The sequence below is a fragment of the Nonomuraea sp. NPDC052265 genome (assembly GCF_044547985.1).
GTDB lineage: Bacteria > Actinomycetota > Actinomycetes > Streptosporangiales > Streptosporangiaceae > Nonomuraea.
Genome location: NZ_JBIUBJ010000002.1, coordinates 290,316 through 316,702, shown reverse-complemented (window position 1 = coordinate 316,702; position 26,387 = coordinate 290,316). Strand labels below are relative to the sequence as shown.

Below are 26,387 nucleotides of genomic sequence, written 5' to 3'. Positions count from 1 at the left end.
ACGCGCGGCTAGAAGAACTGGAACCCGGGCTCGGGCTCCGGCAGGTCGAGCTGCTGCGGTCCCCTGAACGTGGCGCTGTCCTTGGGCACGTCGGCCAGCGGCGTCCCGAGCACGAACGGCACGGCCACGCTGCTCCTGGCCAGATCGACGGTGACGGTCGCGCCGGTGCCGTCCTCACTGGTGTAGGTGGTGTCGGTCCCGGCCAGCACCAGGCCGATCCGGTGGCCCTTCCTGAAAGTGTAGTCCTGCGGCAGCGTCAGCCACCTGACCGTCCCGTACGTGCCGACGGGCAGCGGCCGGGCCTGGCTGAGCGAGTCGCGGTTCTGGACGTCGATCCAGCCGCGGGCGACGATCTCCAGCGGGCGGGTGGCCACGTTCGTGGTGACCTTCTTGTAGCAGGCGTCGTCGGCCGCGGTGCTCTCGCCGTGGCAGTCCTCCTCGGTGAGCGTGGTGACGCCCTGGCCGCGCCGCCAGTCGACGCGGGTGTCCTCGCCGAAGTCGACGAGCAGGGCGGTCAGGTTGGCGGTGGGCTTGTCGAGCTTGACCCGCAGGTCGGCGGTGGGGGTGCCGGACAGGCGCAGGTCGAGCGGGAGCGCGCCGGTGGTGAAGGCCGCGCGGCCCGGCTTCGCAGCGCCGACGTCGGCCACCATCTCGGTCTCGCTCAGCGCGAGGTCGGTGAAGGTGGCGGTGCTGTTCCCACGGGCCTTGAGCAGGCCGAGCGAGCCGTCGGCGGCGGGCCGCAGCACGGCCTTGAGCGCGTACGGGGCCGGCCAGTCGCGCTGGGTGGTCCACTGCGCCGGGCCGAGCTGCACGTCGGCGCGGGGCTCGTTCATGATCCCGTTGCGGACGCCGTGCAGCCAGTGGTCGAACCAGCGGTGCAGGGTGTCCACCCACAGGTCCCTGCGGCCCTCGAAGTCGAACGGGTCCACGTGCTGGTACTGGCCGACCCAGATCTTGCGCGGCACGTTGCGCTGGGCCAGGGCCTGCCACCAGGCGGAGAAGTTGTCCGGCCGGACGTTGAGGTCGTTGACCGTGTGCACGACGAAGACGCTGGCCTTGACCTTCGAGGCGTCGCCGAGCAGGCCCTTGAGGTAGTCGCGTTCGTTCCAGAAGGCGGTGTAGTTCCCGGTGTCGTCGCCGTCCTCGGCGTCCATGCGGTCGCGGACGGCCTGGCACTTGGCCTCGGGGTCGGTGTCGACGTAGTTCGTCAGCCAGGAGGCGTAGTCGTAGTTGTAGACCACGCCGTTCGAGCGCTGGTACTTGTACCAGGAGCTGATGGCCGAGATGGGGACGATCGTCTTCAGGCCCTCGACGCCGGTGGCGGCCACGGCGTTGGCGAGCGTGCCGTCGTACGACTTGCCGATCATGGCGGCCTTGCCGGTGGTCCAGTCGGCCACGGCCGGGGTGCCGTCGGCCCTGACCGCCTTGGCGCGGCCGTTCAGCCAGTCGATGACCGCCTTGCCGCCCAGTACGTCGGCCTTGCCGCCCATGTCGGGGCAGCCGTCGGACCTGGTGGTGCCGAGCATGTCCACGTTGAGGACGGCGTAGCCGCGCGGGACGAAGTAGTTGTCGTAGAACAGAGGGAATTTCGTGACATTTCCGGAGGCGTCGTATTCCTTGCGCTCTCCCTCGTTCCCGCGCCCGGAGTTGTCGTAGTACGGACTCTCGTCGATGATCACGGGCACCTTGAGACCCGGACCGGACTCCTTGGGACGGATGATGTCCACCCTGACCCTGTCGAGCGCGCCGTCGAGGTCGCTGTCCACGGTGGACTCGACGTACACGTGCTCGCGGACGGCGTCGGCGTAGGAGAAGACCGGCTGCGTACGGCCGTTCTCGACGGTGATTCCGGGGCCGGCAGCGGCTTGTGCCGGGGTCGCGATCGCCAGGGTGAGGGCGACCGCGAAGAGGGCCGGGCGTAATTGTGGCACGCGTGACCTCCGTGACGAGTGTCGTAATTTCCCCCGCAATCTCTCACCCGTCCCCAAAGCTGACAAGATCCCACGTATGGACGTAAAGGACCGGATCCGGGGCTGCCTGCTCGGCGGCGCGATCGGTGACGCGCTCGGGGCGCCCATCGAGTTCGAGTCGCTGCGGGAGATCCGCAGGCATCATGGCCAGGACGGCATCACCGGATATGTCGCCACCTGGCGGGGCACGAGCGCCCTCGTCACCGACGACACCCAGATGACCCTCTTCACCGTCGAGGCGCTGACCGGCGACCGCACGCCCGGCGGGGTGCGGCAGGCGTACCTGCGCTGGCTCGACACCCAGGAGCACCAGGCTCCCCCGCCGGCCGACCGTCCCCACCGGACCGGCGCGCTGCGCGAGGAGGGCTGGCTGTACTCCCGGCGGGCCCCGGGCAACGCCTGCCTGTCCGGGCTGAGCCGGCCCTTCCCCGGCCCGTCGCCGTTCGGCACGCCGGGCCCGGTGAACCCCGGCTCCAAGGGCTGCGGCACGGTGATGCGCTCGGCGCCGTTCGGCCTCGTGGCGCCGTACGACGCGGGCGCGGCGTTCGAGCTGGCGGCGGTCTGCGCCCAGATCACCCACGGCCACCCGACGGGCTACCTGGCCGCGGGCGCGTTCGCCGCGATCATCGCCCGCCTGATGACCGGCGAGCCCCTGGAGGCCGCCGTCCACCACGCCCTCGGCCTGCTGGCCGGTCAGCCGCGGCACGAGGAGACGTCCGGCGCCCTGCGCGCGGCGCTCGACCTGGCCGCGTCCGGCCCGCACTCCCCCGAGCGGGTCGAGTCGCTGGGCGGCGCGTGGGTGGCCGAGGAGGCGCTGGCCATCGGCGTCTACTGCGCCCTGGCCGAGCCGTCGCCCGAGCGGGCGCTGCTGCTGTCGGTCAACCACTCGGGCGACAGCGACTCGACCGGCTCGGTCTGCGGCAACCTGGTGGGCGCGCTGCGCGGCGCGGCGGCGCTGCCGGCCGCCTGGCTGACACCGCTGGAGGGACGCGACACGATCGAGCGCCTGGCCGCCGCGCTCCTCTAGGCTGGAGGCTCACCGGGACGGAAGGGATCGCATGCGAAACGTCGCGCGGACCTCGCTCGTCGACTCCGCCATCGAAGAGCTCCGCAGGGAGATCAGCAGCGGGGCGTGGCCGGTCGGGACGAAGATCCCGTCCGAGAGCCGGCTCGCCGAGAGCCTCGGCATGAGCCGGCTGTCGGTGCGCGAGGCGGTGCGGGTGCTGGCCCACGCCGGGCTGCTGCAGACCAGGCAGGGCGACGGCACGTACGTGACCGCCACCGACGAGGCGCAGGTGGCGCTGCGCCGGCGGCTCGACCGGGCGGCCGCGATGGACATCATCGACGTGCGCCGCGGGCTCGACCTGGTGGCCGCCCGGCTGGCGGCGGTCAAGCGCACCGGCGACGACGTGACCGCGATGCGCGAGGCGCTGGCCCGCCGCGGGTCGGCCGCGCGCACCGGCGACCTCGACGGGTTCGCCGACGCCGACGCCGACTTCCACCTGCTGGTGGCCGACGCGGCGCACAACCCGCTGCTGGCCGACCTCTACCGCAGCATGCGCGACGCGCTGCGCGAGAGCGTCAGGGACAAGGAGCAGGCGGCGCTGGCGCCGGACCCGTCGCACGACGACCTGCTGGCGGCGATCGAGGCGGGCGACGCGGCCAGGGCGGTCGAGGTCTCGGTCGCCATCCTCGACGACCAGGAACGCGAACTGTGACCCACGCGCCCGTTCAGCGGGCGATCAGCAGGGCGAGAGCGGCGGCCGGGCCGAGGAGGACCGAGGCGGCGGCGCACACCTGCGCGACCGGGCTCGACACGGCGCGGGCCGGTGCGGCGGGCGTCGCCGGGCCCTCCTGGGCGAAGACCGGGCGGATCCAGCGCAGGTAGTAGAAGAGGCTCGCGACGGTGTTGGCGGCGGCGACCACCGCGAGCCAGGCGTACCCGCCGTCCCAGGCCGCGGCGAACATCAGCAGCTTCCCGGCGAACACGGCGGTCGGCGGCGTCCCGACCAGGCCCAGCAGGCAGACCACCAGCGCGAACGCCGTCCACGGCGACCGCCGGCCGAGCCCCGCGTAGTCCCGCAGCCGCTCGGCCCCCGTGGCGACCACGACGGCGAACGCGCCCAGGTTCGTGACCGCGTAGGCGGCCAGGTAGAACAGCAGCGCGGGCGCGGCCAGGCCGGTGCGTCCCGCCATCGCGACCGGGACCAGCAGGTAACCGGCCTGGCTGACCGTCGAGTACGCCAGCAGCCGCCGTACGTTCTCCTGCTGGAAGGCGGCCAGGTTGCCCAGCGTCATCGTGCCGGCGGCCAGCACCGCGAGCAGCGCGGGCTCGTCGAGCACCGTCGTCGCCAGCCGGTACAGCGCCACCAGCGCCCCGATCTTGGGCACCGTGGTGACGAACGCCGCCACCGGCGCCGACGTGCCCTCGGTGACGTCGGGCACCCAGAAGTGCGCGGGCGCTCCCCCGGCCTTGAACAGCGGCCCGGCCAGCAGCAGCACCGCGCCCACGGCCGGGGCCCGCGCGACGGGGTAGGCGGTGGCGCCGGACCAGCCGTACACGAGGGTGGCCCCGGCCAGCATGAGCACGCCGAGGAACGCGCCCATCAGGTAGTACTTGAGCGCCGCCTCCGTGCCGGACGCGTCCTTGGCGAAGCCCGCCAGCGCGTACGCCGGGATGCTCGCCAGCAGGTACGCCGCCACCAGCACGAGCAGGTCGTCCGCCCCCGCCATGAGGACGGACCCCAGCGCGGCCAGCACCATCAGGGTGTACAGCTCGGTCTCCCTGCTGTCACCCCTGGCCCGGCCGGTCGCCAGCCACACGGCGAGCAGGGTGGCCAGGCAGACGGTCACGCGGGCCACGCCGGTCGGCGGATCGACGGCGTAGGCGTCGAAGGCCAGGGCGGCGGGGCGGCGCAGGGCGGCGGCGCTCGCGGCGGCGGCCCCGGCGAGCGCCGCCATGCAGACCCAGGCGGCGACGCGCTGCCGGTGGCGCGCCACGAACAGCCCCGCGACCAGCGCCGCCACGGCCCCCGCCAGCATCAGGACCTCGGGCAGCAGGAGGGTCACCGCCGCGCCGCCATGGGGTGCGGTCATCGGCCCGCCAGGGCGACGACGGCGCGGGCGGCGGGCTCGATCAGGTCGAGCAGCGGGCGCGGGGCCAGGCCGATGAGCAGGGACAGGACGAGCAGCGGGGCGATTGCCCCCAGCTCCCGCGGCCGCACGTCGGTGACCCGCGGCGTCAGCTCGCCCGGCTCGCCGAGGAAGGCGCGCTGGAGGACCCGCAGGAACAGCGCCGCGGTGATCAGGATGCCGACGACGGAGAGCGCGCCTGCGACGACGGCCCCCGAGCCGATCACCCCGGTGAAGATCTGGAACTCCGCGATGAACCCGGACAATCCCGGAAGCCCGAGCGAGGCGAACGCCGCCACCGCCGTGAGCCAGGTCAGCACGGGCGCCCGTCCGGCGATGCCGCCGTACCGGCCCAGGGCGTAGCCGCCCGCGCGGTCCCACAACACGCCGGTGATCAGGAACAGCGCGCCGGTGACCAGGCCGTGGCTGACCATCTGGGTGACCGCGCCGGTGACCGCCAGCTCCCTGGCCCGCGCCGGGCCGCCGGCCAGCCCGGCGGCGCCCAGGGCGAGGACGACGTAGCCCATGTGGTTGACCGAGGTGTAGGCGATCAGCCGTTTGAGGTTCTCCTGGGCGAGCGCCACCAGGGCGCCGTACAGGACGCTGAGCAGGCCGATCAGGATGACCAGCCAGGCGTACGAGCGCCATGGGCCGGGCAGCAGCGGCACGGCGATGCGGGCCAGCCCGTACGTGCCCATCTTGAGCAGCACCCCGGCCAGGACGGCCGAGCCCGCGGCCGGGGCGTCGGTGTGCGCGGGCGGCAGCCAGGTGTGCACGGGCACGACCGGCGTCTTGACCCCCAGGCCGATCCCGATCGCGAGCAGCACCGCCGCGCCCGCGTCCGGCGGGCGGCGGGTGAGGTCGGCGAGGTCGAAGGTGTGCGGCTCGGCGGCCAGGTACAGGCCGATGAAGCCGAGCAGCAGCGCCAGCGAGCCGAGGAACGTGTAGAGGAAGAACGTCAGCGCGGACCTGGCCCGGTCGCCGTGCCCCCAGCCGACGATCACGAAGTACATGCCGACGATGGACAGGTCGAAGAAGACGAAGAACAGCAGCAGGTCGAGCGCCGCGAACAGCCCGGTGGAGACGGTCTGCAGGAACAGGAACAGCGCCGCGTACGCCTTGGGCCTGGTGGGCTCGCGCAGCGAGTGGACGGCGCAGAGCAGGAACAGCACCGCGGTCATGGCGATCAGCGGGAGCGACAGGCCGTCCACGCCGACGTGGTAGCCGGCGCCCGCCGTCGGGATCCAGCGCAGCCTGGTCTCGTACGCCAGGCCGCCTCCGTACCCGGTCCACAGGACGATGACCAGGGCGAGGTCGGCGGCGGAGGCGGCCAGCCAGATCCGGCCCGCCGCGCGCGCGGTGACGCCCGGCAGGACGAGCAGGGCGGCGGCGGCCAGCGGCAGGAACACCACGACGTCGAGCACGCCTCACCTCACGATCGCGAACACGACGGCCAGCACGACGAGGGCGACGGCGGCCTGGGCGAAGTAGGTGTGGACCTGTCCGGTCTGCGGGCGCCTGGCCAGCCCGCCGAGGCGTCGTACGGCGCCGCCGACCCGCCGTACGAGGCCGTCCAGCCCTGCCTCGAACGGGCTCGCGGCCAGCCGCGCGGCCGAAAGCCCGGCCCGCGCGACGGCCTCGACCGTGCCCTGCACGACCCGCTCGTCGAACCACGCCACCCACCGCGCCGCCCCCAGCAGCGGCTCCCACACCACACCCCGCGCCACCCTCTCCAGCCCCAGCCACCGCCCGAAAACCCCGCCTCCGTAAGCGATCGCGGCCTTCCCGGGCCTCACCGCGATCCCGGCCTTCCCGGGCCTCACCGCGATCGCGGCCTTCCCGGGCCTCACCGCGATCGCGGCCGTCACCAGGGCGAGCGCCGGGAGCCCGGACAGGGCCAGCCCGCCCGCCGTGAGGCCGGGCGCGTCCGGATCGCCGACCAGCCGGGACCACCAGCCGTGCACCGCGGGCAGCCCGACCACCCCGAACCCGGCCGCCACCAGGGCGAGCACGGGCAGCGGCAGCAGTTCCGGCCCCGCCACCCCACCCGAGGCCCGCCGCTCGGTCCCGCCGCCGCCCCCGCTCCCGCCCCCGCTCCCGGCCCCGGCCCCGGTCCCGGTCCCGGTGGCCGCGTCGGCGGGCCGCCAGACCTCGGCCAGCGCCTTGCCCGCGTACAGCGCGGCCACCACCCCCGCCGCGAACCCCACCACGCGCGGCCCCGGCTGCCCGGCCCCGCTCAGGACGGCGTCCTTGGTCACCCACAACGACAGCGGCGGCACCCCCGCCAAGGCCATCGCCCCCACCCCGAACACCACACCCACCAGCGGGAACCGCCGCGCCGCCCCGTGCAGCCCGGCCAGGTCCTCGGTGCCGAGCGCCGCCAGCCAGGCCCCCGCCGCGAGGAAGAGCAGGCTCTTGACCGCCGCGTGCGCGACCAGGTGGGCCGTCCCGCCCGAGACCGCCGGCACCCCCGCCGCCAGCACCATGAACCCGACCTGCGCGCAGGTCGAGGCGGCCAGGAGCTGCTTGAGGTCCCGCTGCGCCACCGCCACCAGCCCGAGCAGCAGCGCCGTCACGGCCCCCGTCCAGGCCACCACCGCCGCCGCCCAGCCGGTGACCGCGAGCAGGGCGTGCAGCCGCATCAGCAGGTACGCCCCCGCGACCACCATGGTCGCCGCGTGCAGGAAGGCCGACACCGGGCTCGGGCCCACCATCGCCCGCGACAGCCAGAACGCGAACGGCCCCTGCGCCGACTTGCCGAGCGCCGCCAGCACGACCCCGCCCGCCACCAGGTCACGCCACGGCGGAGGCAGCCCCGGCAGCCCGGCGAGCGCCAGCCCGCCGCCGCCGGCCAGCGCCGCGCCGCAGGCGACGTAAAGGCCCAGGTCGCCGGCCCGGGTGGTGACGAAGGCGACGGCGCCGGACCGTACGTGCTCCCGGTCGCGCCACCGGTAGCCGATCAGCGCGTACGACATCGCGCCCATGACCTCCCAGCCCATCAGCAGCAGGACGAGGTCCGTCGCGGTCACCGTCGCCAGCATCGCGCCCAGGAAGATCAGCATGAGCCCGTGGAAGCGTCCCGACCGCGGCTCTCCGGCGGCGAACACCAGCACGGCCAGCCCGACCGCCGCCACGGTGACCACCATGACGGCCGAGAGCCCGTCCACGGCCAGCCCTTCGCCGAAGATCAACCGGGCCGTCGCCGAGGGCCTGGTCACCGCCGCGTGCACGGCCAGCCCGAGCGTCACGGCGGCCGTGGCGACGGACAGGGCGGGGGCGGCGCGGCGTACCGGGATCAGCAGCGCGCCGGCGGCGGCGGGCAGCGCGGGCAGCAACCACAGGGACGGGCTCATCCTCTGAGGTCTCCGGCGGCATCGGTCATGTCCACGTCGCGGGCGCGGAAGACGGCCGTGGTGACGGCGAAGCCCATCGCCATCTCCAGGGCCATCACGGTGACCGCCACCAGGACGAGGACCTGGCCGTCCGCGGCGGCCGGGGCGACGTGGTACCAGAAGGCGCCGCCGGCCGCGATCAGGCCGTTGATCATGAGTTCGAGGCCCATCATGAGCATGACGATCGACTGCTGGGACAGGACGCCGTACAGGCCGACGGAGAACAGGGCGGCGGCCAGCAGCAGGAAGGCCTGGAGTGTCACCGGTCGTACCGTCCCCGGTGGGTGGCCAGCAGCACGGCCGAGATCATCGTCGCCAGGACGGACACCCCGACGACCATCATGACCAGCATCTTCGGCCCCATCAGGGACAGGCCGAGCGCGTGCGTGGGGTCCGCCGGCGGCCGTCCGCGCCGGCTCGGCCAGGAAGCGAGCAGCGCCCCTGACGCCAGCAGGACGAACACCGTCCCGGCGATGGCCGCCGCGCCGCGCCGGTTGTGCACCATCTTCATCGGCATGAGCCCGGCCGGGTTCATCATGTACATGATCATGAAGACGGCCATCACCATCATCTCCATGACCATCATGAGGACGACCAGCACCCCCAGGTACTCCAGGTCGATCAGCAGCAGCGTCCCGCCCACCGCCAGCAAGGACACCAGCAGCGCGAACGTCGCCCGCGCCATCGAGTCCACCACGAACACCGCCACCCCGCCCGCCACCGCGACGACCGCCAGCGCCCAGAACGCCACGTTCACGGCAGCACCACCATCGCGACGACCAGCAGTTGCACGAGCGTGACCGGGATCAGCACCACCCACGCGAACTGCACGAACCGGTCCATCCGCACGACCGGCACCCGATGCCTGACCAGCACCAGCACGGCGAGCACCGCCACGGTCTTGAGCAGCCCCCACGCCCAGCCGGGCAACACCGGCCCCGCCGCGCCCCCGAGGAACAACGGCACCGCCCCGGCCGCCGCCACGACCAGCAGCGCGTAGCGTCCGGCCAGGAAGACCAGCCGGTCGGGGCCGCCCAGCTCGCCCGGCACGCCGCCGCACACGTCCCGGCCGACGGGCTGGCACATCGGCCCCCAGAACGCCATCGCCACCGCCGACACCAGATAGACCACGAACGCGACCGGCATCCACACCACGAACCACAACCCCCGCTGCGCCGCCACGACGTCCGCGAACCGCAACGACCCGGCCCCCACGCCCGCGGTGATCAGCACGAACATGTGCGGCAGCTCGTACGCCAGGCCCTGCGCCAGAAACCGGTAGCCGCCGACCAGCGGCCACACCGCGTTGACCCCCCACCCGACCAGCCACAGAGCCCCCCAGACGCACACCTCCATGGCGTTGAACCACACCACCCCCGCCCCCAGGTCCAGCACCGGCGCACCCCCGACCGGCAGGACGACGGCCGCCAGCAGCGCGGCCAGCGGCAACACCACGACCCCGGCCCTGGTGAGCAGGACGTCGGCCCTGTCCGTCCGCCGCCGCTGCTGCACCACCAGCCGCGCCCCCTCCCGGAACGGCGCCACCGCCGCCGCCCGCCACGAGCCCCGGCCCGCGCCGAGCGCCGCGTCGAAGGCCGCCGCGCCCCACGTCAGCACCGCCATCCCCAGAGCCGTCCCCACAACCACCGATTCACCCGTCCCTGGCTACCGACGGCAGCCGGTCGAGGTCCGGATCGAGACCGGCCACGATCAGCCGCGCCACGGCGAGCTCGGCCCCGGCCAACAGGCCGGGCAACAACGCCAGCACCCCGTCCACCGGGACGTCCCCGCCGTCCTCAGGCCCGGAACACTCTTCGGTCAGGGCCTCAACGTCGTCGAGCCACCGGCGCACCCGATCCAGGGTGTCCCCCCGCAGCGGCCGCGGCGCGTCGGGGCCGAGCTCACCGGCGCCGCGCAGCATCCACCGCAGCACCCATGACCGACGCACCCGCCGCGTGAACCGGACACACCGACGCCTTGCCCCGTCATCGACGGCGCCCGCGAGCAGGCGGTCCCGCAGGCGCCGGGCGTCTCTCGCGGCGGCGGGCCATCCGGCCACGCCGAGCAGCCTGCCGAGGCTGTCCAGACGGGCCGCCGCCGTACGCCGCCGTGCCTCCTCCCGGCTCGCCCCCGACCCCGGTCCCCAGAACGCACTCCCCGCGCCCTCAGCCGGAAGAGCCCGCACCTCCGCCTCCTGGATCACGTCCCCTTGCAGGACGGTCTCCACCACCAGCCCCGCCGGCCAGTCCACGAGTACGGGCCCCAACGGCACGTGAAGCCGATCCAGCTTCAACCCGTCCCGGTCGGCCCCCCGCTCAGCCATGGGCGGTTCGTCCGCACCCTCCCGAGGCGTCCCCGAGGCCATGGCACCGGCGTCCCGCCACTGGCCCCGCTCGTCCCCCAGCACGCGAACCGCCCGGTCCAACGCGGTCACGACCTCACCACCCGAGACGTCCGGCGGCAGTTCCACCAGCGCCCTGGGGACCGGAACCGCCCTCCAGACCTCCCGTACGGCTCCCGCCAGCTCCGGTCCCGGACGCCCGCACACCACCACCAAGCTCGCCTCCGCCGGGGACGCCGCCACCGGCCATCCACGACGGCCCACCTCCGCCTCGGCCAGCAGCCGCGCGCCCGTCCCGTACGGGGAGGCGACGACGAGCACCCGGGGCCGAAGCGCCGCCTGCCGAAGAAGCCACCCCCTCAGGCCCACCGGAACGCCCCTTCCCGCCACGCGTACAGAACCCCGACCAGCAGCAGCCCCAGGAAGGCGAACATCTCCACCACCGCCGGGACCCCCACCTCGGCCACCACGATCGCCCACGGGTACATGAAGACCATCTCCATGTCGAAGGCGAGGAAGACCAGCGTCACGGCGTACCACCGGACGTGGAAGCGGGAGACGGCATGCTCCCGGGGCCGCGCCCCGGACAGGAACGGCCCCACCGGCACGACTCCCCGGGGCGACAGGATCAGGGAGGCCAGATACACCCCGGCGACCCCGGCGGCGAGCAGCGCCACGAGCCCCAGCACAGCGCCCACCGCTCTCACCTGCCGCAGAGCCCCGAAGATCAGAACAACCTGCTACTCACCGTAGCAACCGGAAACCCCCTTCCCCACGACCGACATCCACCCACGAACCGCCCTCTCACCAGCACGAACACGACGGCCCCCCTCGCCGACGACACGCCCCCAGCCCGCCGACCAGGTCCGCCGTCCGGTTAACCGCCGATGACGAGGGTCTCCGAGGAGCCGTCCTCGCCGGCAGGGCCCTGATCCCCGTCCTTCCGACCGGGACGGCGTGACCTGCCCACCAGACGAGGCAGGCGTATCGCCACGAGCACCACCAAGGCGCCGCCCACCGCCGCCGGCAGCAGCGCGTACGCCGGAACCCTGCCCCCCGGAGCGCCGCCCCCTTCAGCCCCGACGCCCGGCGCCTCCATGGACGACACCTCGGCGCCCGGCGGCTCCGTGGACGGAACCGCGGTAGTCGCGCTCCCTCCGCTGTCGGCCTCGCCCCCCGTCAACACGGGCGCGCTCTTGCCCATGGGGAACCCCGGCGGCCGGACCGCGCCCCAAGGGTCTTTCCCGTCCCCGCCGAACGTCGCCACCTTGTCCTGCGGCACCGGGTCGACCACCAGGCGCCCGGGAACCGTGAGCGTCCCCACCGCATAGGGCTCGAACCAGCCCTGGACGCCCGCCACCTTCCACACCCCGTCCGGTACGGCCACCGACGTGGCGTAGTGGCCGGGCTCCGGGAGCGGGGTGCCGGGGAAGGTGACGGTCCTGCCGTCGGCCCGGGTGAGGCGCAGGCCGACGGGGTCGAGCTTGCCCACGTAGGGATGCGTGCCGTGCTGCAGCACCCAGAACCCCACCGTGTACGACTTCCCACCCCCGAACACCTCCGGCGGCGGATCGAGGTAGGTCACCGCCCATCCCCCGCGTACGGACGCGGAGGCCGGAGCCTCCCACCATCCGAACGCCGGCAGAACGGCCAGCAGGACAGCCACCACGGCCGCCAGCCGCCCCACCGACACGACGCCCCGCCGGACGGCAGCCACAACGGCCCGTACGGCAGCCGGCCGGGTTACAGGCCGGGCGGCCGGGACGGCCGCTCGCCGGGCGGCCAGCGTGGCCGGCATGGCCAGAGTTGTTTTCATCGTGCACCTCCGCCCCCCCATACACCGCCCCGCCCCGCCAGGTTCCGCCCGCGGATCAGACGAGCAGCTTGCCGATCGCCTCGGCCACCGCCTCCGGCTGGGACTCGGGCAGGAAGTGGCCGTCCGGTAGGCGGCCAGGGCGCCGCGGTCGTGGCCGATCAGGGCGGAGCGCGCGCATCGTCCACGATCCGCTCGCGTTCCCGGTGACCTGCAGGCCGGGGCAGACGACGTGGAAGCGGTCGGCGAGCAGCGGGCCGACGTGCCGCCGGGCGAGATGGGTCTGGGGGAAGCCGGGCAGCAGCGGGACGGCCGGCCGCTCGCCGCCCACGGCGACGTGGAGGCCCCAGACGGTGTGGCGGCGGAAGCCGGGAACGGCGACAGCATTTATGCCGGGAACATGCCAGACGGGTGCGACAATTTCCGGTACGGCGAGCACAATGGAGTCAGCACGAGGAAATCAGGGCGAGAATTCGGCGAGGAGCGAGGAGGATTACGCCGTGTCCGCCACCGCAGGCGAATATCTGACCGCGATGCTCGACGTTCTGGTTTACGAGAACGTATTGGTGGCCTGGCGACGCGCGCCGGGCGGTTACCTGATCGTCACGCATGAGGGCGAGGAGGTGCGGCTGACCGGGCAGCAGGCCGGGATGTGGGCGCAGGGGGCGTTCGCGGTCTATCTGGCACTGGTGGATCAGCGCCGCATCACTCCGCGCATCCCCGGCGACACCGCAACACAATAACGCGCATCAGAACAAAAGCCCATTTTCCAGATTTCTCGCCACAGCCACCGTGACGAACCGGCCGGACAACCGGTCAAGCGGGTTTTCTGGCGCGTCCCAGAATGTGCGGCATACTCGGCGACAACGGCAACGGCCGGAACGCGAACCGTTCGCGTTCCTCGACCACCAGGCCGCTGTCGGCCATGGCGCGCTCGGTGTCGCGGTTGAGGCGGCACCCGCCGGCCATCCGCCGCCACAGCGGCGTCACGAGATCCTGCACCAGCGCGCCGGCGGCCCGCGAGGAGCGCACGTGCTCGTAGAACCGCACCTCGCCCCCGGGCCTGAGCACCCGGGACACCTCGCCGAGCGTCACCCGCTGGTCCGGCACCGAGCACAGCACCAGCGAGAGCACCACGGCGTCGAAGGAACCGTCCTCGAAGCGCAGGTCCGCGTCGTGCCCGGCGACCACCCGCACGGGCACCGGCGCACCGGCCGCGACCCGGCCGGCCAGCTCGCGCAGCCGGTCCTCGGGCTCGACGGCGACCACCTCGCGGACCGTCGCCGGGTAGTGCGCGAAGTTCATCCCGTTGCCCGCGCCGATCTCCAGCACCCGCCCGCTCAGCCCGGCCAGCAGGCGCCGCCGGTGCTCGGCCGCGCCACGCCGTTCCGACTCGGCGCTCATCCGCTCGTACGCCTGGGCGAAGCGGGGGTTCTGGAACCGCGACAGGTCCTGCACGTCCCCCACGCTAACCCGCCCCCGCCCGCGCCGCGCGATCCGTCACGAACGGACGAGGCGGGCGATGGCGTCGGCCGCCTCCTTGACCTTGGCCTCCGCCTCGGCCCCGCCCTTGCGCGCCGCCTCGACCACACAGTGCGCCATGTGCTCCTCCAGCAGCGACAGCGCGAACGACTGCAACGCGCTGGTCGTCGCCGACACCTGGGTCAGGATGTCGATGCAGTACTTGTCGTCCTCCACCATGCGCTGGATGCCCCGCGCCTGGCCCTCGATCCGGCGCAGCCGCCGGAGGTGGTCCTGCTTGCCGTCGGTGTACCCGGCCATCTCCCGGTCCTCTCGCTCGCTACACCGACCGCAACACGGTACCCCCCTACCGTATTCCTGGCGAGGTCCGTCAGCCGCCCTGGTTGTTCATGAAGCGCGAGATCAGCCACTGGCCGCCCTGGTGCGTGAGCATGAAGAGCTCGCGGTAGGTGGTGTCCCCCTGCTTGCTGGTCGAGCGCGCGAAGGCGTCCTGGCTGCCCGCGTTCCGCGTCTCGTCGATGGTGTGCGTGGCCGACTTCAGGTCGGCGCCGTCCTGGAGCTGCTTCTGGAAGAGGCTGCGGATGGCCTGCGAGCCCGTGGCCGTGGCCTGCCCGTCCATGGCCACCACGGCGTCGTTGGTGAACGTCTTCACGACCGCGTCCACGTTGCCGGACTTCAGGGCGTCGAAGTAGTTCTGGACGGCGGCGCGCGGCTGGGTGGCCGCCGTCATGGTGCCGGTCGGCGTGGCGGTCTCGGTCATGGTCTCGGTCGTGGTCGGCGACTCCATGCCGGTCTCGGTGGGCGTCATCATGGTCTCGGTCGGCGTCGCCGGGCTGGCCTCGCCCTTCATCGCCTGGGTGTTGCTCCCGGAGGAGCAGCCCGCGACCAGGACGACGGGAACGACAGCGGCCAGCAGGAGTGCCCTGCGCTGAAAAATCTTGCTCATGGCGGGGTTGATGCCCGCGCCAGTCGTCACCGAATGCCCGGTTTAGGCACTCCGCACGACGCCTTTACCTGAGGCCGGTATTACTCACGGTCACGCTTCACTGTCATTGGTGAGATCATTCAGAGCCACGATCGTTGCCGCGCCGAGACCGGATGGGCAAGGGCCGCCTATAGCGTCCCTCCAGTGCGGCCAACACAGGCGAACCCCGAGCCACTGCCCCAGCGCGAGGACGCCGAACGCTGCGCCAGCGTCCGGTCCGGGCGGCGGTGCGTCCTGCCTGCGGCTCACCGTAGCCTGCACGTCTATCCACCGGTCGAGGCCGTGTAGTCGGCCGGCCGGCGGGGCAGGGGACGACGATGGACGAACCGACGACCACCGTCACGCCCTGTGCGGACGGACCGCTGCTGATCAGGGGTTCCTTCACGCTGCTGACTCAGGACGGCGAGCCGATCGACCCGGGCAGGGCCACGGTCGCGCTGTGCCGGTGCGGCCGATCGTCCACCAAGCCGTTCTGCGATGGTTCGCACAAGTCCGTCGGCTTCCGGGCGTCGAGCGAGCCCGACCCGCCCGCCGACTGCTGAGCCCGCGCGCGCAGCCACCGCGCCGAGTGGGCGGCCCGCGCGAGCCTGGCCCCCGCGTACGGCACGCCGCCCGCGCACGCCGCGCCCACCGCCAGCCAGGAGCACACCGCCCGCTCCAGCACCCACACCGGCGCGAACAGCGAGGCCGAGGCGGGGAAGACGCGCCGCCCGCCGGCCCGCCGCCGCCCGGCCTCGGCCAGCCCGACGGCCGCCCCGGCGGCGGCCAGCAGCGGCAGCGGCCGGCGCACCAGCGCGAGCGCGGGCAGCACCGCCAGGAAGGACGCCAGCCTCACCGGCTGCGCGAGGTCGTCGTAGGCCTGCCGGACCCGCTGCGACCAGAACCGCCGCGCGTCGCACGGCAGCCTGCGGACGTACAGGCCGGGCGGGCACAGCTCGCGCCCGCCGTGGGCGCGCACGGTACGGACGAGCTCCAGGTTCTCGAACAGCACGTCGCCGTCGTAGCCGCCCATGGCCAGGAAGAACGACCGCCGGACGCCGAACGTGCCCGGGTAGTCGGCGCCGAACGCGCGGTTGAGCAGGCTGCGGGCGGTGTCCCAGCGGGCGTGCCAGGGGGCGGGGTCGAAGTAGTTCTGCGGCCTGACCAGTTCGGCGCGGGCGAGCAGGGCGTGCATCTCGGCCAGGGCGGGCAGGTCGTAGCGCACGTCGTCGTCGGCGATCACGACGCGGTCGCCCGCGGCCAGCCGCAGCCCGGTCGTCACGCCGTCGACCTTGCCGTTGGCGAAGGACAGGCCGGCGGCGGGGCTGACGTGCCGGACCAGGCAGCGCCAGCGGCGGGCGTGCCGGGCGTACAGCTCGGGCGGGCTGCCGTCCACCACGGTCACGCGTACGTGCGGGGCGAGGGCGCGCAGGTATCCGGTCAGCTCGTCGAGGCCGGAGTCGTCCTGCCAGCGCAGCGGGACCACGTAGTCGAGGTCGATCACGCGGGCACCGGCCGGGCGAGCAGGGAGGAGGCGCCGCGTTCCCAGTGGCCCAGGACGTGCCCGGCCCAGCGGCGTTCCAGGGCCAGGGCGCAGGCGGCGCCGTACAGGACGTCGCCGGTCAGGGCGGGGAAGGCGGCCGCGAAGCCGCCGCACAGGTCGCCCGCGGCGATCTGCTCGTGCACGGCGTCGGCCTGCACGTGCTCGTCGTAGAAGCGGGCCGCCGCCGCGTCGCCGCCGAGCCGGCGCAGGCCCATGGCGTAGCGGCGGTTGGGCAGCGACGAGGTCAGCTCGATCGCGGCCAGATGGCCGACCAGCGCGCCGCGCAGCCGCCGGTGCAGCCCGAACAGCGACATGGCGTTGCTGACGGCCAGCGTGACCGCGGGCACCCTCGGCAGGTACGCGCCGTAGGAGTCGTCGAGGCCGAGGCCGCGCATGGTGTGGCCGAACAGCTCGCAGTGCATGCGCTCGTGCCGCCCGCCGCCGTACTCGTCGGCCTGGATCTCCACCAGGGCGGCCTTGGACCGGCCGCGCAGGCGCGGGATCGCCCAGGTGTGCGGGTCGGCCTCCTTCAGGTGGTAGATCGAGCGGTGGATCACGAACTCGCGGAAGGTCTCGATCCCGGCCTCGCGCTGGAGGAACAGCGAGACCGACGGCTCGTCCTCGTCCTCGGCGGTCATGGCGGTGAGCGCGCGCCGCACCTCGCCGGGCGGCACCGGCCCGGGACGCGGGACGGCCTCGGCCAGGTCCCGCTCGAAACGGCCTTCCAGCAGGCCGCGCAGGCGCAGCAGCGACGGCTCCCACTCCCAGCGGTCGTCGACCTCGTCGAAGCCCTGGTAGTGCAGCTCGTAGCAGGCGAACAGGGCGAGGTGGAGGTCCTCCTCGCCGGCGGGGGCGGGTGCCTCGGGCAGCGTCGCGGGCGGCCGGGCGAGCCGGTCGAACAGCAGGTCGGTGAGCGCGCCACGCGCGGGCGGCAGGCGCATCACGCGGCCTTGCGGTAGACGGAGACGTGCGCGCGGCTGTCGTCGGTGAACGGGCTGCCGATCCAGTCGGCCCAGCGGTGCTCCAGAGCCATCCCGGCCAGCCTGGCCATCAGGTCGAGCTCGCACGGCCAGGCGTAGCGGTGGTTGGCGGGCAGCAGCCGCACGCCCTCGTCCGTCAGCCGTACGCGGGTGGTGCGCATGTGCTGGGTGGCCGGGGCGAGCCTGGCCGCCTCCATGAGGACGACGTCCTCGGCCAGCGACAGCAGCCTCAGGGCCGAGCCGTCGCGGAAGGCGGCCGGGTCGGGCACCCACGCCTCGACCACGAACCGCCCGCCCGCGCGCAGGTGCCGCGCCGCGTTGGCGAAGCAGTCGACCTGCGCCTCCTGGGTGGGCAGCGCGAAGATCGTGTTGATCGCGAGCACCGCCAGCCCGTACGAGCCCTCGGCCCGCGCGGTCGAGAAGTCGCCCACCGTCACGGGGATGGCCTCGCCGCCCGGTTTGGCGCGCAGCTCGCGGGTCATCTCCGGCGAGGCGTCGATCCCGGCGACGGACAGGCCGCGGGCGGCCAGCGGGAGCGCCAGTCGTCCGGTGCCGATGCCGAACTCCAGCACCGGGCCGCCGTCGGCCAGCGCGGCCAGCCGCTCGACGGCTGCCCCGGTCGGCAGCTCCGTCACCGTGGCGTCGTAGATGTCGGCGATCCGGCGCCCGTAGGCGGAGGCGTCGTAGGTCACGCGCACACCCCCGTCCCCCATGTTTCAGCAGGTCAATGCCCGTGGCCTGATCGGCTAAACGCTGACCTCCACCCGCCCGCCCGCCACCCGTACGGCGTAGACGGGCACCTGGACGGCCTCCTCGTCCAGGCACGTCCCGGACACGAGCGAGAAGACCTGCTTGTGCAGCGGCGAGGCCACGGTGGGCTCGCCGCGCCTGGTGCCGACGATGCCGCGCGAGAGCACGTACGCGCCGCTGAACGGGTCGAGGTTGTCCAGGGCGTGCACGTGCCCCTCGTGGGTGCGGAACAGCGCCACCTGCCGGCCGCCGACCAGCGCGCAGACGCCGCGCTCGGGCAGCATGGTCGCGTACTCGCAGACCGGGGTCCAGCTCATCGGGCCATCACCGGCCTGATCTGACCGCGCTCGGAGGCGAACACGATCGACGGGTCGGGCACGCCGGGGGCGTTGACGAAGCTGACGAACCTGCCCAGTTTCTCCGGGTCGTCCAGGGTCGCCGCCCACTCGTCGGCGTACGTGGCGATGTGCTGGTCCATCTGGGCGTCGAGGTCGGCGCAGATGCCGAGCGAGTCTTCCATGATCACCTTCCGTAGGTGGTCGAGGCCGCCGTCCAGCGACTCCAGCCAGGCGGCGGTGCGTTGCAGCCGGTCGGCGGTGCGGACGTAGAACATCAGGAACCGGTCGACGGTCCTGATCAGGTCGTCGGTGCTCAGGTCGGTGGCCAGCAGGTCGGCGTGGCGGGGCTTGAAGCCGCCGTTGCCGCCGACGTACAGGTTCCAGCCCTGCTCGGTGGCGATGACGCCGAAGTCCTTCGATCTGGCCTCGGCGCACTCGCGGGCGCAGCCGGAGACGGCCGACTTGAGCTTGTGCGGCGAGCGCAGGCCGCGGTAGCGCAGCTCCAGGGCGATGGCCAGGCCGACCGCGTTCTGGACGCCGTAGCGGCACCAGGTGGAGCCCACGCAGGACTTCACCGTGCGCAGGGCCTTGCCGTAGGCGTGGCCGGACTCGAAGCCGGCGTCCACGAGCCGCCGCCAGATGTCCGGAAGCTGCTCGACCCGGGCGCCGAACAGGTCGATGCGCTGGCCGCCGGTGATCTTCGTGTAGAGCCCGAAGTCGCGGGCGACCTCGCCGATCACGATGAGCTTGTCCGGCGTGATCTCGCCGCCCGGGATGCGCGGGACGACCGAGTACGTGCCGTTCTTCTGGATGTTGGCGAGGAAGGCGTCGTTGGTGTCCTGCAACGCGGCCCGTTCGCCGTCGAGCACGTGCCCGTTGTGCAGTGAGGCCAGGATCGAGGCCACGGCCGGCTTGCAGACGTCGCAGCCGCGTCCCTGCCCGTGCTCGGCGATGAGCCGGGAGAACGTCGTGATCTTCCGCACCCGGACGATGTCGAACAGCTCGGCCCGCGAGAACGCGAAGTGCTCGCACAGCGCCTTGTCGACCTCGACGCCCGACTTCTCCAGCAACTGCCTGAGCATCGGCACGCAGCTCCCGCACGTGGTGCCGGCCCGCGTGCACGCCTTGAGGCCCGGCACGTCGGTCACGCCCAGGTCGGCGACGGCGTGCCGGACGTCCCCCGCGCACACGTTGTTGCACGAGCAGACCAGGGCGTCGTCGGGCAGGTCGAGCCGCGCCCCCGAGCCGCTGAACAGCAGGTCGGAGGGCGGCGCGGGCAACGGCTTGCCGACGAACGGCCGCAACGCCGCATACGGCCCGGCGTCCCCCACGCAGATGCCGCCGAGCAGCGTGCGGGCGTCGTCGCTGATGAACAGCTTCTTGTAGACCCCGGCCACCGGGTCCATGTAGGTGACGTCGAGGGCGCCGTCCATCGCGCCGAACTGCGCGACCTCGACGCCGAGCAGCTTGAGCTTGGTGGACAGGTCCGCGCCCGCGAACGTGGACGTCCCGCCCGTGATCCGGTCGGCGGCCACCTCGGCCATCGTGTTGCACGGCCCGGCCAGGCCGTAGACCATGCCGCCGGCCAGCGCGCACTCGCCGATGGCGTAGACCGACGGGTCGGAGGTGCGCATCCCGGCGTCCACCACGACGCCGCCCCGCTCGCCCACCTCCAGCCCGCACGCCCTGGCCAGCTCGTCGCGCGGCCTGATGCCCGCCGAGAACACCACCACCTGGGCCGCGATCAGCGTGCCGTCCGGCGTGCGCAGCCCGGCGACCCGGCCGTCCGGTCCGGTGACGACCTCCTGGACGCCCGCCCCGGCGTGCACGCCGAGCCCGAGTGCCTCGACGTGGCCCTTGAGCACCGCGCCGCCGCCCTCGTCCACCTGGCGCGGCATCAGCCAGGGGCTCATCTCGACGATGTGCGTCCGCAGGCCGAGCGTCCGCAGCGCGTCGGCCGCCTCCAGGCCGAGCAGGCCGCCGCCGACCACGACGCCTTCGGCGGCATCGACGGCCGCCGCCGAGATCGCGTCCAGGTCGTCGATGGTGCGGTAGACGTGGGCGTGCTCGCGTCCGGGCACCGGCGGCACGAACGGCGCCGACCCGGTGGCCAGCACGAGCACGTCGTACGGCTCGGCGGCCCCGCCCTCGACGCTCACCGTGCGCGCCTCCCGGTCGACGGCGACGGCCCGGCTGCCCAGCCTGGTCACGGTCCCGTCGGGCACCGGGTAGGTGAGGTCGGCCACGGTGGTCCCCGACAGGTACGAGGTCAGCGCCACCCGGTCGTAGGCCGGGCGCGGCTCCTCCCCGATGACGGTGATCCGCCCGTCGAAGCCCCGGCTCACCAGGGTCTCCACGAAGCGGTGCGCGGCCGGGCCGTACCCGACGACGACGATCCTCCTCATACCGGAACTCCTTCCTGCTCACACAGCCAGCCGACGATGCCCTCCACGGCGTCGCGGCAGGTTCCGCATCCGGTGGTGGCCCTGGTGGCGGCCGCCACCCCGGCCACGTCGCGGGCGCCGGCCTCCCAGCACGCCCTGATCTGTCCCTTGGTCACGTTGCTGCACCGGCAGACCTCGGCCGCGTCCGGCATCAGCACCGGGCTGTCGGCGACCGGCGCCGAGGCCAGGCCCGGGAACAGCAGCCCGGCGCGGTCGCCCGGCACCGGGCCGCCGCGGTCGAAGAGCTGGGTGAGGGTGCCGACGGCGTCGCTCTCGCCCAGCAGGATCGCGCCCACCAGCCGCCCGTCGCGGATGACGAGCTTGCGGTAGGTGCCGCGGGCGCGGTGGCTGAAGCGCACCACCTCGGCGTGCTCCTCGCCGAGCTGCGTCTCGCCCATGGCGGCCAGCTCGACGCTCTTGGCCTTGAGCCTGGTGACCAGCCGGGAGCCGCGGTAGCGGGCCTTGCCGCCGGTGATCACCTCGGCGGCCACGGCGGCCTGCTCCCAGGCGGGGGCGACCAGGCCGTACACCGTGCCGTGGTGCTCGGCGCACTCGCCGACGGCGAAGATCGACGGGTCGTCGGTGCGCAGCTCGTCGTCCACGACGACGCCGCGCCGCACCTCCAGCCCGGCCTCGGCGGCGAGCCCGGTGACCGGGCGCACGCCGCAGGCCAGGACGACCAGGTCGGCCTCGACCAGCTCGCCGCCGGCCAGCCGGACGCCGTCCGGTTCGATCGCGGTCGCGCTGACGCCGGTGCGGGTCGCCACGCCGAGCCCGGCCAGGGTCTCGCCGAGCACCTGGCCCGCCTCGGCGTCGAGCTGGCGTTCCATCAGGTGCCCGGCCAGGTGCAGCAGCGTGACCGGCAGGCCGCGCCCGGCCAGGCCGCGGGCGGCCTCGACGCCGAGCAGCCCGCCGCCGACGACGACCGCGCGGCGCGCCCGCCCGGCCGCCTCCATGATCCGCTCGCAGTCCTCCAGCGTGCGGAACGGCACGGCCCGCCCGGCGCCGGGGAGCGGCGGCACGACCGCCTCGCTGCCGGTGGCCAGGACCAGCACGTCGTACGGCTCGCGCCGCCCGTCCGCGGTCACCACGTGCCGGGTGTCCCGGTCGACGCGGACGACCTCGGCGCCGGGCACGGCCTCGACGGCGTGCGCGGCGTACCAGGAGGGGTCGAGCAGGCGCACCTGGTCGGGACGCGAGCCGCCGGCCAGCACGTCCGACAGCAGCACCCGGTTGTACGGCGGCCCCACCTCGGCCCCGAACACGGTCACCCGCATCCGCGGGTCGCGCGCCCGCACCTCACTGACCAGGCGCGACCCGGCCATCCCGTTCCCCACCACGACGAGCCTCATGACTCCCTCTCCACCCTGACGGCGCAGACCTTGAACTCCGGCATCCCGGAGACCGGGTCGAGCGCCGGGTTGGTGAGCCGGTTGGCGCCCTCCCAGTGGAAGGGCATGAACACGGTGTCGCGCCTGATGGCGTCGCTGATCCTGGCCACCGCCCTGCTCCGGCCCCTGCGGCTGCTGACCAGCACCAGGTCGCCCGCCGCGACGCCGAGCTGCTCGGCCAGGTCGGGGTGCAGCTCCACGAACGGCTCGGGGGCGGCCCGCACCAGCGACGCGATCCGGCGGGTCTGGGCGCCGCTCTGGTAGTGGGACAGGATCCGGCCGGTGCTCAGGTACACGGGGTAGTCCTGGTCGGGCTCCTCGACCGGGGGCCGGTGCTCGACCGGGACGAACCTGGCGCGGCCGTCCGGGTGGGCGAAGCGGTCCAGGAACGGCCGGGGCGTGCCGGGGTGGTCGCCGGACGGGCAGGGCCAGAAGACGCCCGTCTCGGCGGCGATGCGCTCGTAGGTGATGCCGGAGTAGTCGGCGACGCCGCCCGCGGTGGCCCGGCGCAGCTCGTCGAAGACGGCGGCCGGCTCGGTGTCGAAGCGGTGCCCGAGCCTGGCGGCCAGCCCGGCGATGACGTCCAGGTCGCCGCGGACGCCCTCCGGCGGCGCGACGGCCCGGCGGCGCAGCAGGACGCGGCCTTCCAGGTTGGTCATCGTGCCGCTCTCCTCGGCCCACTGGGTGACCGGCAGGACCACGTCGGCCAGCGCCGCCGTCTCCGACCGCACCACGTCGGCCACCACCAGCAGGTCCAGCCCGGCGATCCGGCCGCCGACGTGCGCGGACGCGGGCGCCGAGACCACCGGGTTGGACCCGAACAGCAGCAGCGCCCGCGGCCCGTCCGGGGTGCCGAGCGCGTCCAGCAGCTCGTACGCCGACCGCCCCGGCCCCGGCAGGTCCTCGGCCCGCACGCCCCACACCTCCGCGACGTGCGCGCGGGCGGCCGGGTCGTCGATCCTGCGGTACCCGGGGAGCTGGTCGGCCTTCTGGCCGTGCTCCCTGCCGCCCTGGCCGTTGCCCTGGCCGGTGAGGCAGCCGTAGCCGGAGCCGTACCGGCCGGGCAGTCCGAGCGCGAGGGCCAGGTTGACGAACGCGGTGACGGTGTCGGTGCCCTTGGCGTGCTGTTCGGCGCCGCGCCCGGTCAGGACGTAGGCGTTGCCTGCGGCGGCCAGCGCGCGGACGGCCTGCCGCATCCGGTGCACCGGCACCCCGGTGACGCGCTCGACGCGCTCGGGCCACCAGGAGGCCAGCGAGGTACGCACCTCGTCGAACCCGGTGGTCCTGGCGGCCACGTAGTCGGCGTCCACGAGGTCGTCGGCGATCGCCAGGTGCAGCAGCCCGAGCGCGAGCGCCAGGTCGGTGCCGGGCGTGGGCTGCAGGTGCAGCCAGGCGAGCCTGGCCGTCGGGGTGCGGCGCGGATCGACGACGATCAGCCGCGCCCCCGACAGGTGGCGGACGAACGGCGGCATGGTCTCGGCCACGTTCGCGCCGGCCAGCAGCACGACGTCGGCGTCGTCCAGGTCGGTGATCGGGAAGGGCAGGCCGCGGTCCATGCCGAAGGCGCGGTTGGAGGCGGCGGCGGCCGAGGACATGCAGAAGCGGCCGTTGTAGTCGATCTGGCTGGTGCCGAGCGCGACCCTGGCGAACTTGCCGAGCTGGTAGGCCTTCTCGTTGGTCAGGCCGCCGCCGCCGAACACGGCCACGGCGTCGGGGCCGTGCTCGGCGCGGATCTCCGACAGCCGGTCGGCGACGTGGTCGAGGGCGGCCTCCCACTCCACCGGCTCGCCGTGCAGGAGCGGGGTGGTCAGGCGCTCGCCGTTGGTGAGCAGCTCGGCCGCCGTCCATCCCTTCTGGCACAGCGCGCCGGGGGCGTTGGCCGGGATGTCGGTCCTGGGGCTGATCTCCAGCCCGGGGCCGATCCGCATGCCGCACTGGAGCGCGCAGTAGGGGCAGTGTGTCTTCGTCATGTCAGACCCGGGCGTGGGCGAGGCTGGCGACGACCTTGACGCCGACGGTGCGCGTGTAGCACCACCAGGTCAGCGCCAGGCAGGCGGCGTAGAAGGCGGCGAAGGCCAGGAACGCCGGCGCCGGGGTGCCGGCCGCGGCGAACGCCATGCCGAAGGCCCGGTTGATGAGGAACCCGCCGAGCGCGCCGACCGCCGAGATGATGCCGATCGCCGCCGCGGCCTGGCGCCTGCCGTACAGCAGGGCCTCCTCGCCCTCGCCGCGCTCGGCGACCGCCTTGGCCTGGAAGATCGCCGGGATCATCCGGTACGTCGAGCCGTTGCCGATGCCCGCGGTGAGGAACAGCAGCTGGAAGGCGAGGAAGAACAGCCAGAACCCGCCGGAGGCGCTGCCGAGCCACACCAGCAGCACCCCGGCGCCCATGGCCGCGAAGTTCCACTGCGTCACCGGCGCGCCGCCGAGCCGGTCGGCCAGCCAGCCGCCCACCGGCCTGACCAGCGAGCCGAGCAGCGGCCCGGCGAACGCCACCGCCGCGTACGGCGCGTCGGGGAACAGGCTCTTGCTCAGCAGCGGGAAGGCGGTCGAGTAGCCGATGAACGAGCCGAACGTGCCGACGTACAGGAAGGACATGATCCAGGTCTGCGCCCGCCCGGCCACCGCGAGCTGCTCGCGCGGCTCGGCCCTGGCGCCGGCCAGGTTGTCCATGAAGAACCACGCGCAGGCCGCGGCCACCACGATGAACGGGATCCAGAACCACCCGGCGGCGGCCAGCCCCAGCGAACCGATCACCAGCGGCACGACGAGCTGCACCGAGCTGACCCCGACGTTGCCGCCCGCCGCGTTAAGCCCGAGCGCCACCCCCTGCCGGCCGCGCGGGTAGAAGTAGGTGATGTTGGCCATGCTGGAGGCGAAGTTCCCGCCGCCCACCCCGGCCAGCGCCGCGATCACCAGGAACAGCCAGTACGGCGTGCCCGGATCGTTCACCGCCACCCCGAGCAGCACGGCCGGGACCAGCAGCAGCGCCGCGCTGGCCACGGTGAAGTCACGCCCGCCGAACCGGCCCGGCCCGAACGTGTAGGGCACCCGAAGGACCGACCCGACCAGGTTCGGCAGCGCGACGAGCCAGAAGAGCTGGTCGGTGGAGAAGTCGTAGGTCCCCATCCTGGTGGCCACGACGCTCCACAAGGTCCAGACGGTGAACCCGAGATGCTCGGCCACGATGGAGAAGACCAGGTTGCGCCGGGCGACGTGCCTGCCGCTCCGCTCCCAGAAGGCCGGGTCGTCGGGGTGCCACTCGGTGATCCAGCGCGCCATCACTCTCTCCTCCGCTCGGCGTCGGGAGCACCACGGTAGGAAGGGCGCGTTACGCGTTCTGACGGCCGGCGGCGGTGTGTCGGTTACGCGTGATTCACCGCTGTAACAAGGCGCGCACAAGCGTCACCTGCGAAACATGCCGGAAATGATCGGAGTTCTGGCTGGTTACGCGGTCTTCCCCGGGGTAACAGCACTCAAGGCAAGGGGGGAATAATGATCAAAAAGCTGCATCAGATGGGGATCAAGTCAGGCCACATGTACGCCGCGGGACTGGCGTCCATCGGCCTGTCCTTCGCTTCTTGGATGATCTCCAAGAACCAGGAGGGCGCGGGCCTCGACCGGGCCGACCGATGGGGGATCTTCATCGGCGAGTGGGCGCCCACGTTCTTCGCGATCGGCGTCGCACTGCGGATCGAGGAGACCCACAAGGACCTCGAAGAGGGGGGCACCGAGATGTTCGACAGCAGCCAGGGCCAGCGGGCCAGGTCGCACGTCGGCGTTTGACCAGGACGCCGCGCAGGTCACGCCGGGGGGCCGGCCTGCGCGGCACACCCCGCCGCCGGCG

General features: G+C 73.6%; 26 protein-coding genes and 1 pseudogene. 5 read left to right on the top strand and 22 right to left on the bottom strand.

The window, feature by feature from the left end:
• Window positions 1–8: 8 nt before the first annotated feature.
• Complete coding sequence (locus ACIHAD_RS06585) at window positions 9–1,931, bottom strand: Xaa-Pro dipeptidyl-peptidase (RefSeq protein ID WP_397353335.1); 1,923 nt, start codon at window positions 1,929–1,931, stop codon at window positions 9–11.
• Window positions 1,932–2,007: 76 nt separating this feature from the next.
• On the opposite strand from ACIHAD_RS06585, the gene ACIHAD_RS06580 reads away from it, so the two are divergent.
• Window positions 2,008–2,997 (top strand): ADP-ribosylglycohydrolase family protein, encoded by a 990-nt coding sequence (locus ACIHAD_RS06580; protein ID WP_397353334.1) that lies wholly within the window; start codon window positions 2,008–2,010, stop codon window positions 2,995–2,997.
• A gap of 31 nt (window positions 2,998–3,028) precedes the next feature.
• Window positions 3,029–3,688: a FadR/GntR family transcriptional regulator gene (locus ACIHAD_RS06575; protein ID WP_397353333.1), complete on the top strand. Its 660-nt coding sequence runs from the start codon at window positions 3,029–3,031 to the stop codon at window positions 3,686–3,688.
• 13 nt (window positions 3,689–3,701) lie between these two features.
• Here the strand turns inward: ACIHAD_RS06575 and ACIHAD_RS06570 are convergent, their stop codons facing one another.
• From ACIHAD_RS06570 to ACIHAD_RS06525, 10 genes are all read right to left on the bottom strand, one after another.
• Window positions 3,702–5,066: an NADH-quinone oxidoreductase subunit N gene (locus ACIHAD_RS06570; RefSeq protein WP_397353332.1), complete on the bottom strand. Its 1,365-nt coding sequence runs from the start codon at window positions 5,064–5,066 to the stop codon at window positions 3,702–3,704.
• On the bottom strand, window positions 5,063–6,526 hold the full coding sequence (locus ACIHAD_RS06565; protein ID WP_397353331.1) for a NuoM family protein: 1,464 nt from the start codon (window positions 6,524–6,526) through the stop codon (window positions 5,063–5,065). Before ACIHAD_RS06565 ends, ACIHAD_RS06570 begins: the two co-directional genes overlap by 4 nt.
• A 3-nt stretch (window positions 6,527–6,529) precedes the next feature.
• On the bottom strand, window positions 6,530–8,455 hold the full coding sequence (locus ACIHAD_RS06560; protein WP_397353330.1) for a proton-conducting transporter membrane subunit: 1,926 nt from the start codon (window positions 8,453–8,455) through the stop codon (window positions 6,530–6,532).
• Window positions 8,452–8,757, bottom strand: a complete 306-nt coding sequence (nuoK, locus tag ACIHAD_RS06555; RefSeq protein ID WP_397353329.1) for an NADH-quinone oxidoreductase subunit NuoK — start codon at window positions 8,755–8,757, stop codon at window positions 8,452–8,454. Before nuoK ends, ACIHAD_RS06560 begins: the two co-directional genes overlap by 4 nt.
• Window positions 8,754–9,251, bottom strand: a complete 498-nt coding sequence (locus tag ACIHAD_RS06550; protein WP_397353328.1) for an NADH-quinone oxidoreductase subunit J — start codon at window positions 9,249–9,251, stop codon at window positions 8,754–8,756. Before ACIHAD_RS06550 ends, nuoK begins: the two co-directional genes overlap by 4 nt.
• The gene (locus ACIHAD_RS06545) at window positions 9,248–10,117 is read right to left on the bottom strand and encodes an NADH-quinone oxidoreductase subunit H (RefSeq protein ID WP_397353327.1); all 870 of its coding nucleotides are present in this window, start codon (window positions 10,115–10,117) and stop codon (window positions 9,248–9,250) included. The genes ACIHAD_RS06550 and ACIHAD_RS06545 overlap by 4 nt, the downstream gene beginning before the upstream one ends.
• Before the next feature lie 28 nt (window positions 10,118–10,145).
• Entirely contained in the window at window positions 10,146–11,156 is a 1,011-nt protein-coding gene (locus ACIHAD_RS06540) for a hypothetical protein (RefSeq protein WP_397353326.1), read from the bottom strand.
• Between the two features lie 38 nt (window positions 11,157–11,194).
• On the bottom strand, window positions 11,195–11,533 hold the full coding sequence (locus tag ACIHAD_RS06535; protein WP_397353325.1) for an NADH-quinone oxidoreductase subunit A: 339 nt from the start codon (window positions 11,531–11,533) through the stop codon (window positions 11,195–11,197).
• Window positions 11,534–11,712: 179 nt separating this feature from the next.
• Complete coding sequence (locus tag ACIHAD_RS06530) at window positions 11,713–12,651, bottom strand: hypothetical protein (RefSeq protein ID WP_397353324.1); 939 nt, start codon at window positions 12,649–12,651, stop codon at window positions 11,713–11,715.
• Window positions 12,652–12,706: 55 nt separating this feature from the next.
• Window positions 12,707–13,087 (bottom strand): hypothetical protein, encoded by a 381-nt coding sequence (locus tag ACIHAD_RS06525; protein WP_397353323.1) that lies wholly within the window; start codon window positions 13,085–13,087, stop codon window positions 12,707–12,709.
• 61 nt (window positions 13,088–13,148) lie between these two features.
• Between ACIHAD_RS06525 and ACIHAD_RS06520 the strand changes: the two genes are divergently transcribed.
• The gene (locus ACIHAD_RS06520) at window positions 13,149–13,391 is read left to right on the top strand and encodes a hypothetical protein (protein WP_397353322.1); all 243 of its coding nucleotides are present in this window, start codon (window positions 13,149–13,151) and stop codon (window positions 13,389–13,391) included.
• Window positions 13,392–13,464: 73 nt separating this feature from the next.
• Here the strand turns inward: ACIHAD_RS06520 and ACIHAD_RS06515 are convergent, their stop codons facing one another.
• The 3 genes from ACIHAD_RS06515 to ACIHAD_RS06505 all read right to left on the bottom strand — a co-directional run bounded on the left by ACIHAD_RS06515 (window position 13,465) and on the right by ACIHAD_RS06505 (window position 15,076).
• Complete coding sequence (locus ACIHAD_RS06515; RefSeq protein ID WP_397353321.1) at window positions 13,465–14,106, bottom strand: class I SAM-dependent methyltransferase; 642 nt, start codon at window positions 14,104–14,106, stop codon at window positions 13,465–13,467.
• A 42-nt stretch (window positions 14,107–14,148) separates the two neighbouring features.
• Complete coding sequence (locus ACIHAD_RS06510) at window positions 14,149–14,430, bottom strand: metal-sensitive transcriptional regulator (protein WP_352322745.1); 282 nt, start codon at window positions 14,428–14,430, stop codon at window positions 14,149–14,151.
• A gap of 70 nt (window positions 14,431–14,500) precedes the next feature.
• The gene (locus tag ACIHAD_RS06505) at window positions 14,501–15,076 is read right to left on the bottom strand and encodes a YybH family protein (protein WP_397353320.1); all 576 of its coding nucleotides are present in this window, start codon (window positions 15,074–15,076) and stop codon (window positions 14,501–14,503) included.
• Between the two features lie 356 nt (window positions 15,077–15,432).
• On the opposite strand from ACIHAD_RS06505, the pseudogene ACIHAD_RS06500 reads away from it, so the two are divergent.
• Window positions 15,433–15,546, top strand: a pseudogene (locus ACIHAD_RS06500) (hypothetical protein); the annotation flags it as partial.
• Here the strand turns inward: ACIHAD_RS06500 and ACIHAD_RS06495 are convergent.
• Genes ACIHAD_RS06495 through ACIHAD_RS06460 form a run of 8 tightly spaced genes read right to left on the bottom strand, consistent with a single transcriptional unit; the run spans window position 15,510 to window position 25,822 of the window.
• Window positions 15,510–16,598, bottom strand: a complete 1,089-nt coding sequence (locus tag ACIHAD_RS06495; protein WP_397353319.1) for a glycosyltransferase — start codon at window positions 16,596–16,598, stop codon at window positions 15,510–15,512. The pseudogene ACIHAD_RS06500 and the gene ACIHAD_RS06495 sit on opposite strands and share 37 nt — an antisense overlap.
• Window positions 16,595–17,578 carry an iron-containing redox enzyme family protein gene (locus ACIHAD_RS06490; RefSeq protein ID WP_397353865.1) on the bottom strand — a complete coding sequence of 328 codons (984 nt, stop codon included), beginning with the start codon at window positions 17,576–17,578 and terminating at the stop codon, window positions 16,595–16,597. The genes ACIHAD_RS06495 and ACIHAD_RS06490 overlap by 4 nt, the downstream gene beginning before the upstream one ends.
• Complete coding sequence (locus ACIHAD_RS06485; RefSeq protein ID WP_397353318.1) at window positions 17,578–18,309, bottom strand: class I SAM-dependent DNA methyltransferase; 732 nt, start codon at window positions 18,307–18,309, stop codon at window positions 17,578–17,580. The genes ACIHAD_RS06490 and ACIHAD_RS06485 overlap by 1 nt, the downstream gene beginning before the upstream one ends.
• A gap of 54 nt (window positions 18,310–18,363) precedes the next feature.
• Window positions 18,364–18,684 (bottom strand): nitrite reductase small subunit NirD, encoded by a 321-nt coding sequence (nirD, locus tag ACIHAD_RS06480; RefSeq protein ID WP_397353317.1) that lies wholly within the window; start codon window positions 18,682–18,684, stop codon window positions 18,364–18,366.
• Window positions 18,681–21,110 carry a nitrite reductase large subunit NirB gene (gene nirB / locus ACIHAD_RS06475; protein ID WP_397353316.1) on the bottom strand — a complete coding sequence of 810 codons (2,430 nt, stop codon included), beginning with the start codon at window positions 21,108–21,110 and terminating at the stop codon, window positions 18,681–18,683. The genes nirD and nirB overlap by 4 nt, the downstream gene beginning before the upstream one ends.
• A complete protein-coding gene (locus tag ACIHAD_RS06470; RefSeq protein ID WP_397353315.1) occupies window positions 21,107–22,501 on the bottom strand; it encodes an FAD-dependent oxidoreductase in 1,395 nt (464 codons plus the stop codon). The genes nirB and ACIHAD_RS06470 overlap by 4 nt, the downstream gene beginning before the upstream one ends.
• On the bottom strand, window positions 22,498–24,510 hold the full coding sequence (locus tag ACIHAD_RS06465) for a molybdopterin oxidoreductase family protein (RefSeq protein ID WP_397353314.1): 2,013 nt from the start codon (window positions 24,508–24,510) through the stop codon (window positions 22,498–22,500). The genes ACIHAD_RS06470 and ACIHAD_RS06465 overlap by 4 nt, the downstream gene beginning before the upstream one ends.
• Before the next feature lies 1 nt (window position 24,511).
• Complete coding sequence (locus ACIHAD_RS06460) at window positions 24,512–25,822, bottom strand: MFS transporter (protein WP_397353313.1); 1,311 nt, start codon at window positions 25,820–25,822, stop codon at window positions 24,512–24,514.
• Between the two features lie 234 nt (window positions 25,823–26,056).
• Between ACIHAD_RS06460 and ACIHAD_RS06455 the strand changes: the two genes are divergently transcribed.
• The gene (locus tag ACIHAD_RS06455) at window positions 26,057–26,326 is read left to right on the top strand and encodes a hypothetical protein (RefSeq protein WP_397353312.1); all 270 of its coding nucleotides are present in this window, start codon (window positions 26,057–26,059) and stop codon (window positions 26,324–26,326) included.
• Window positions 26,327–26,387 lie beyond the last annotated feature (61 nt).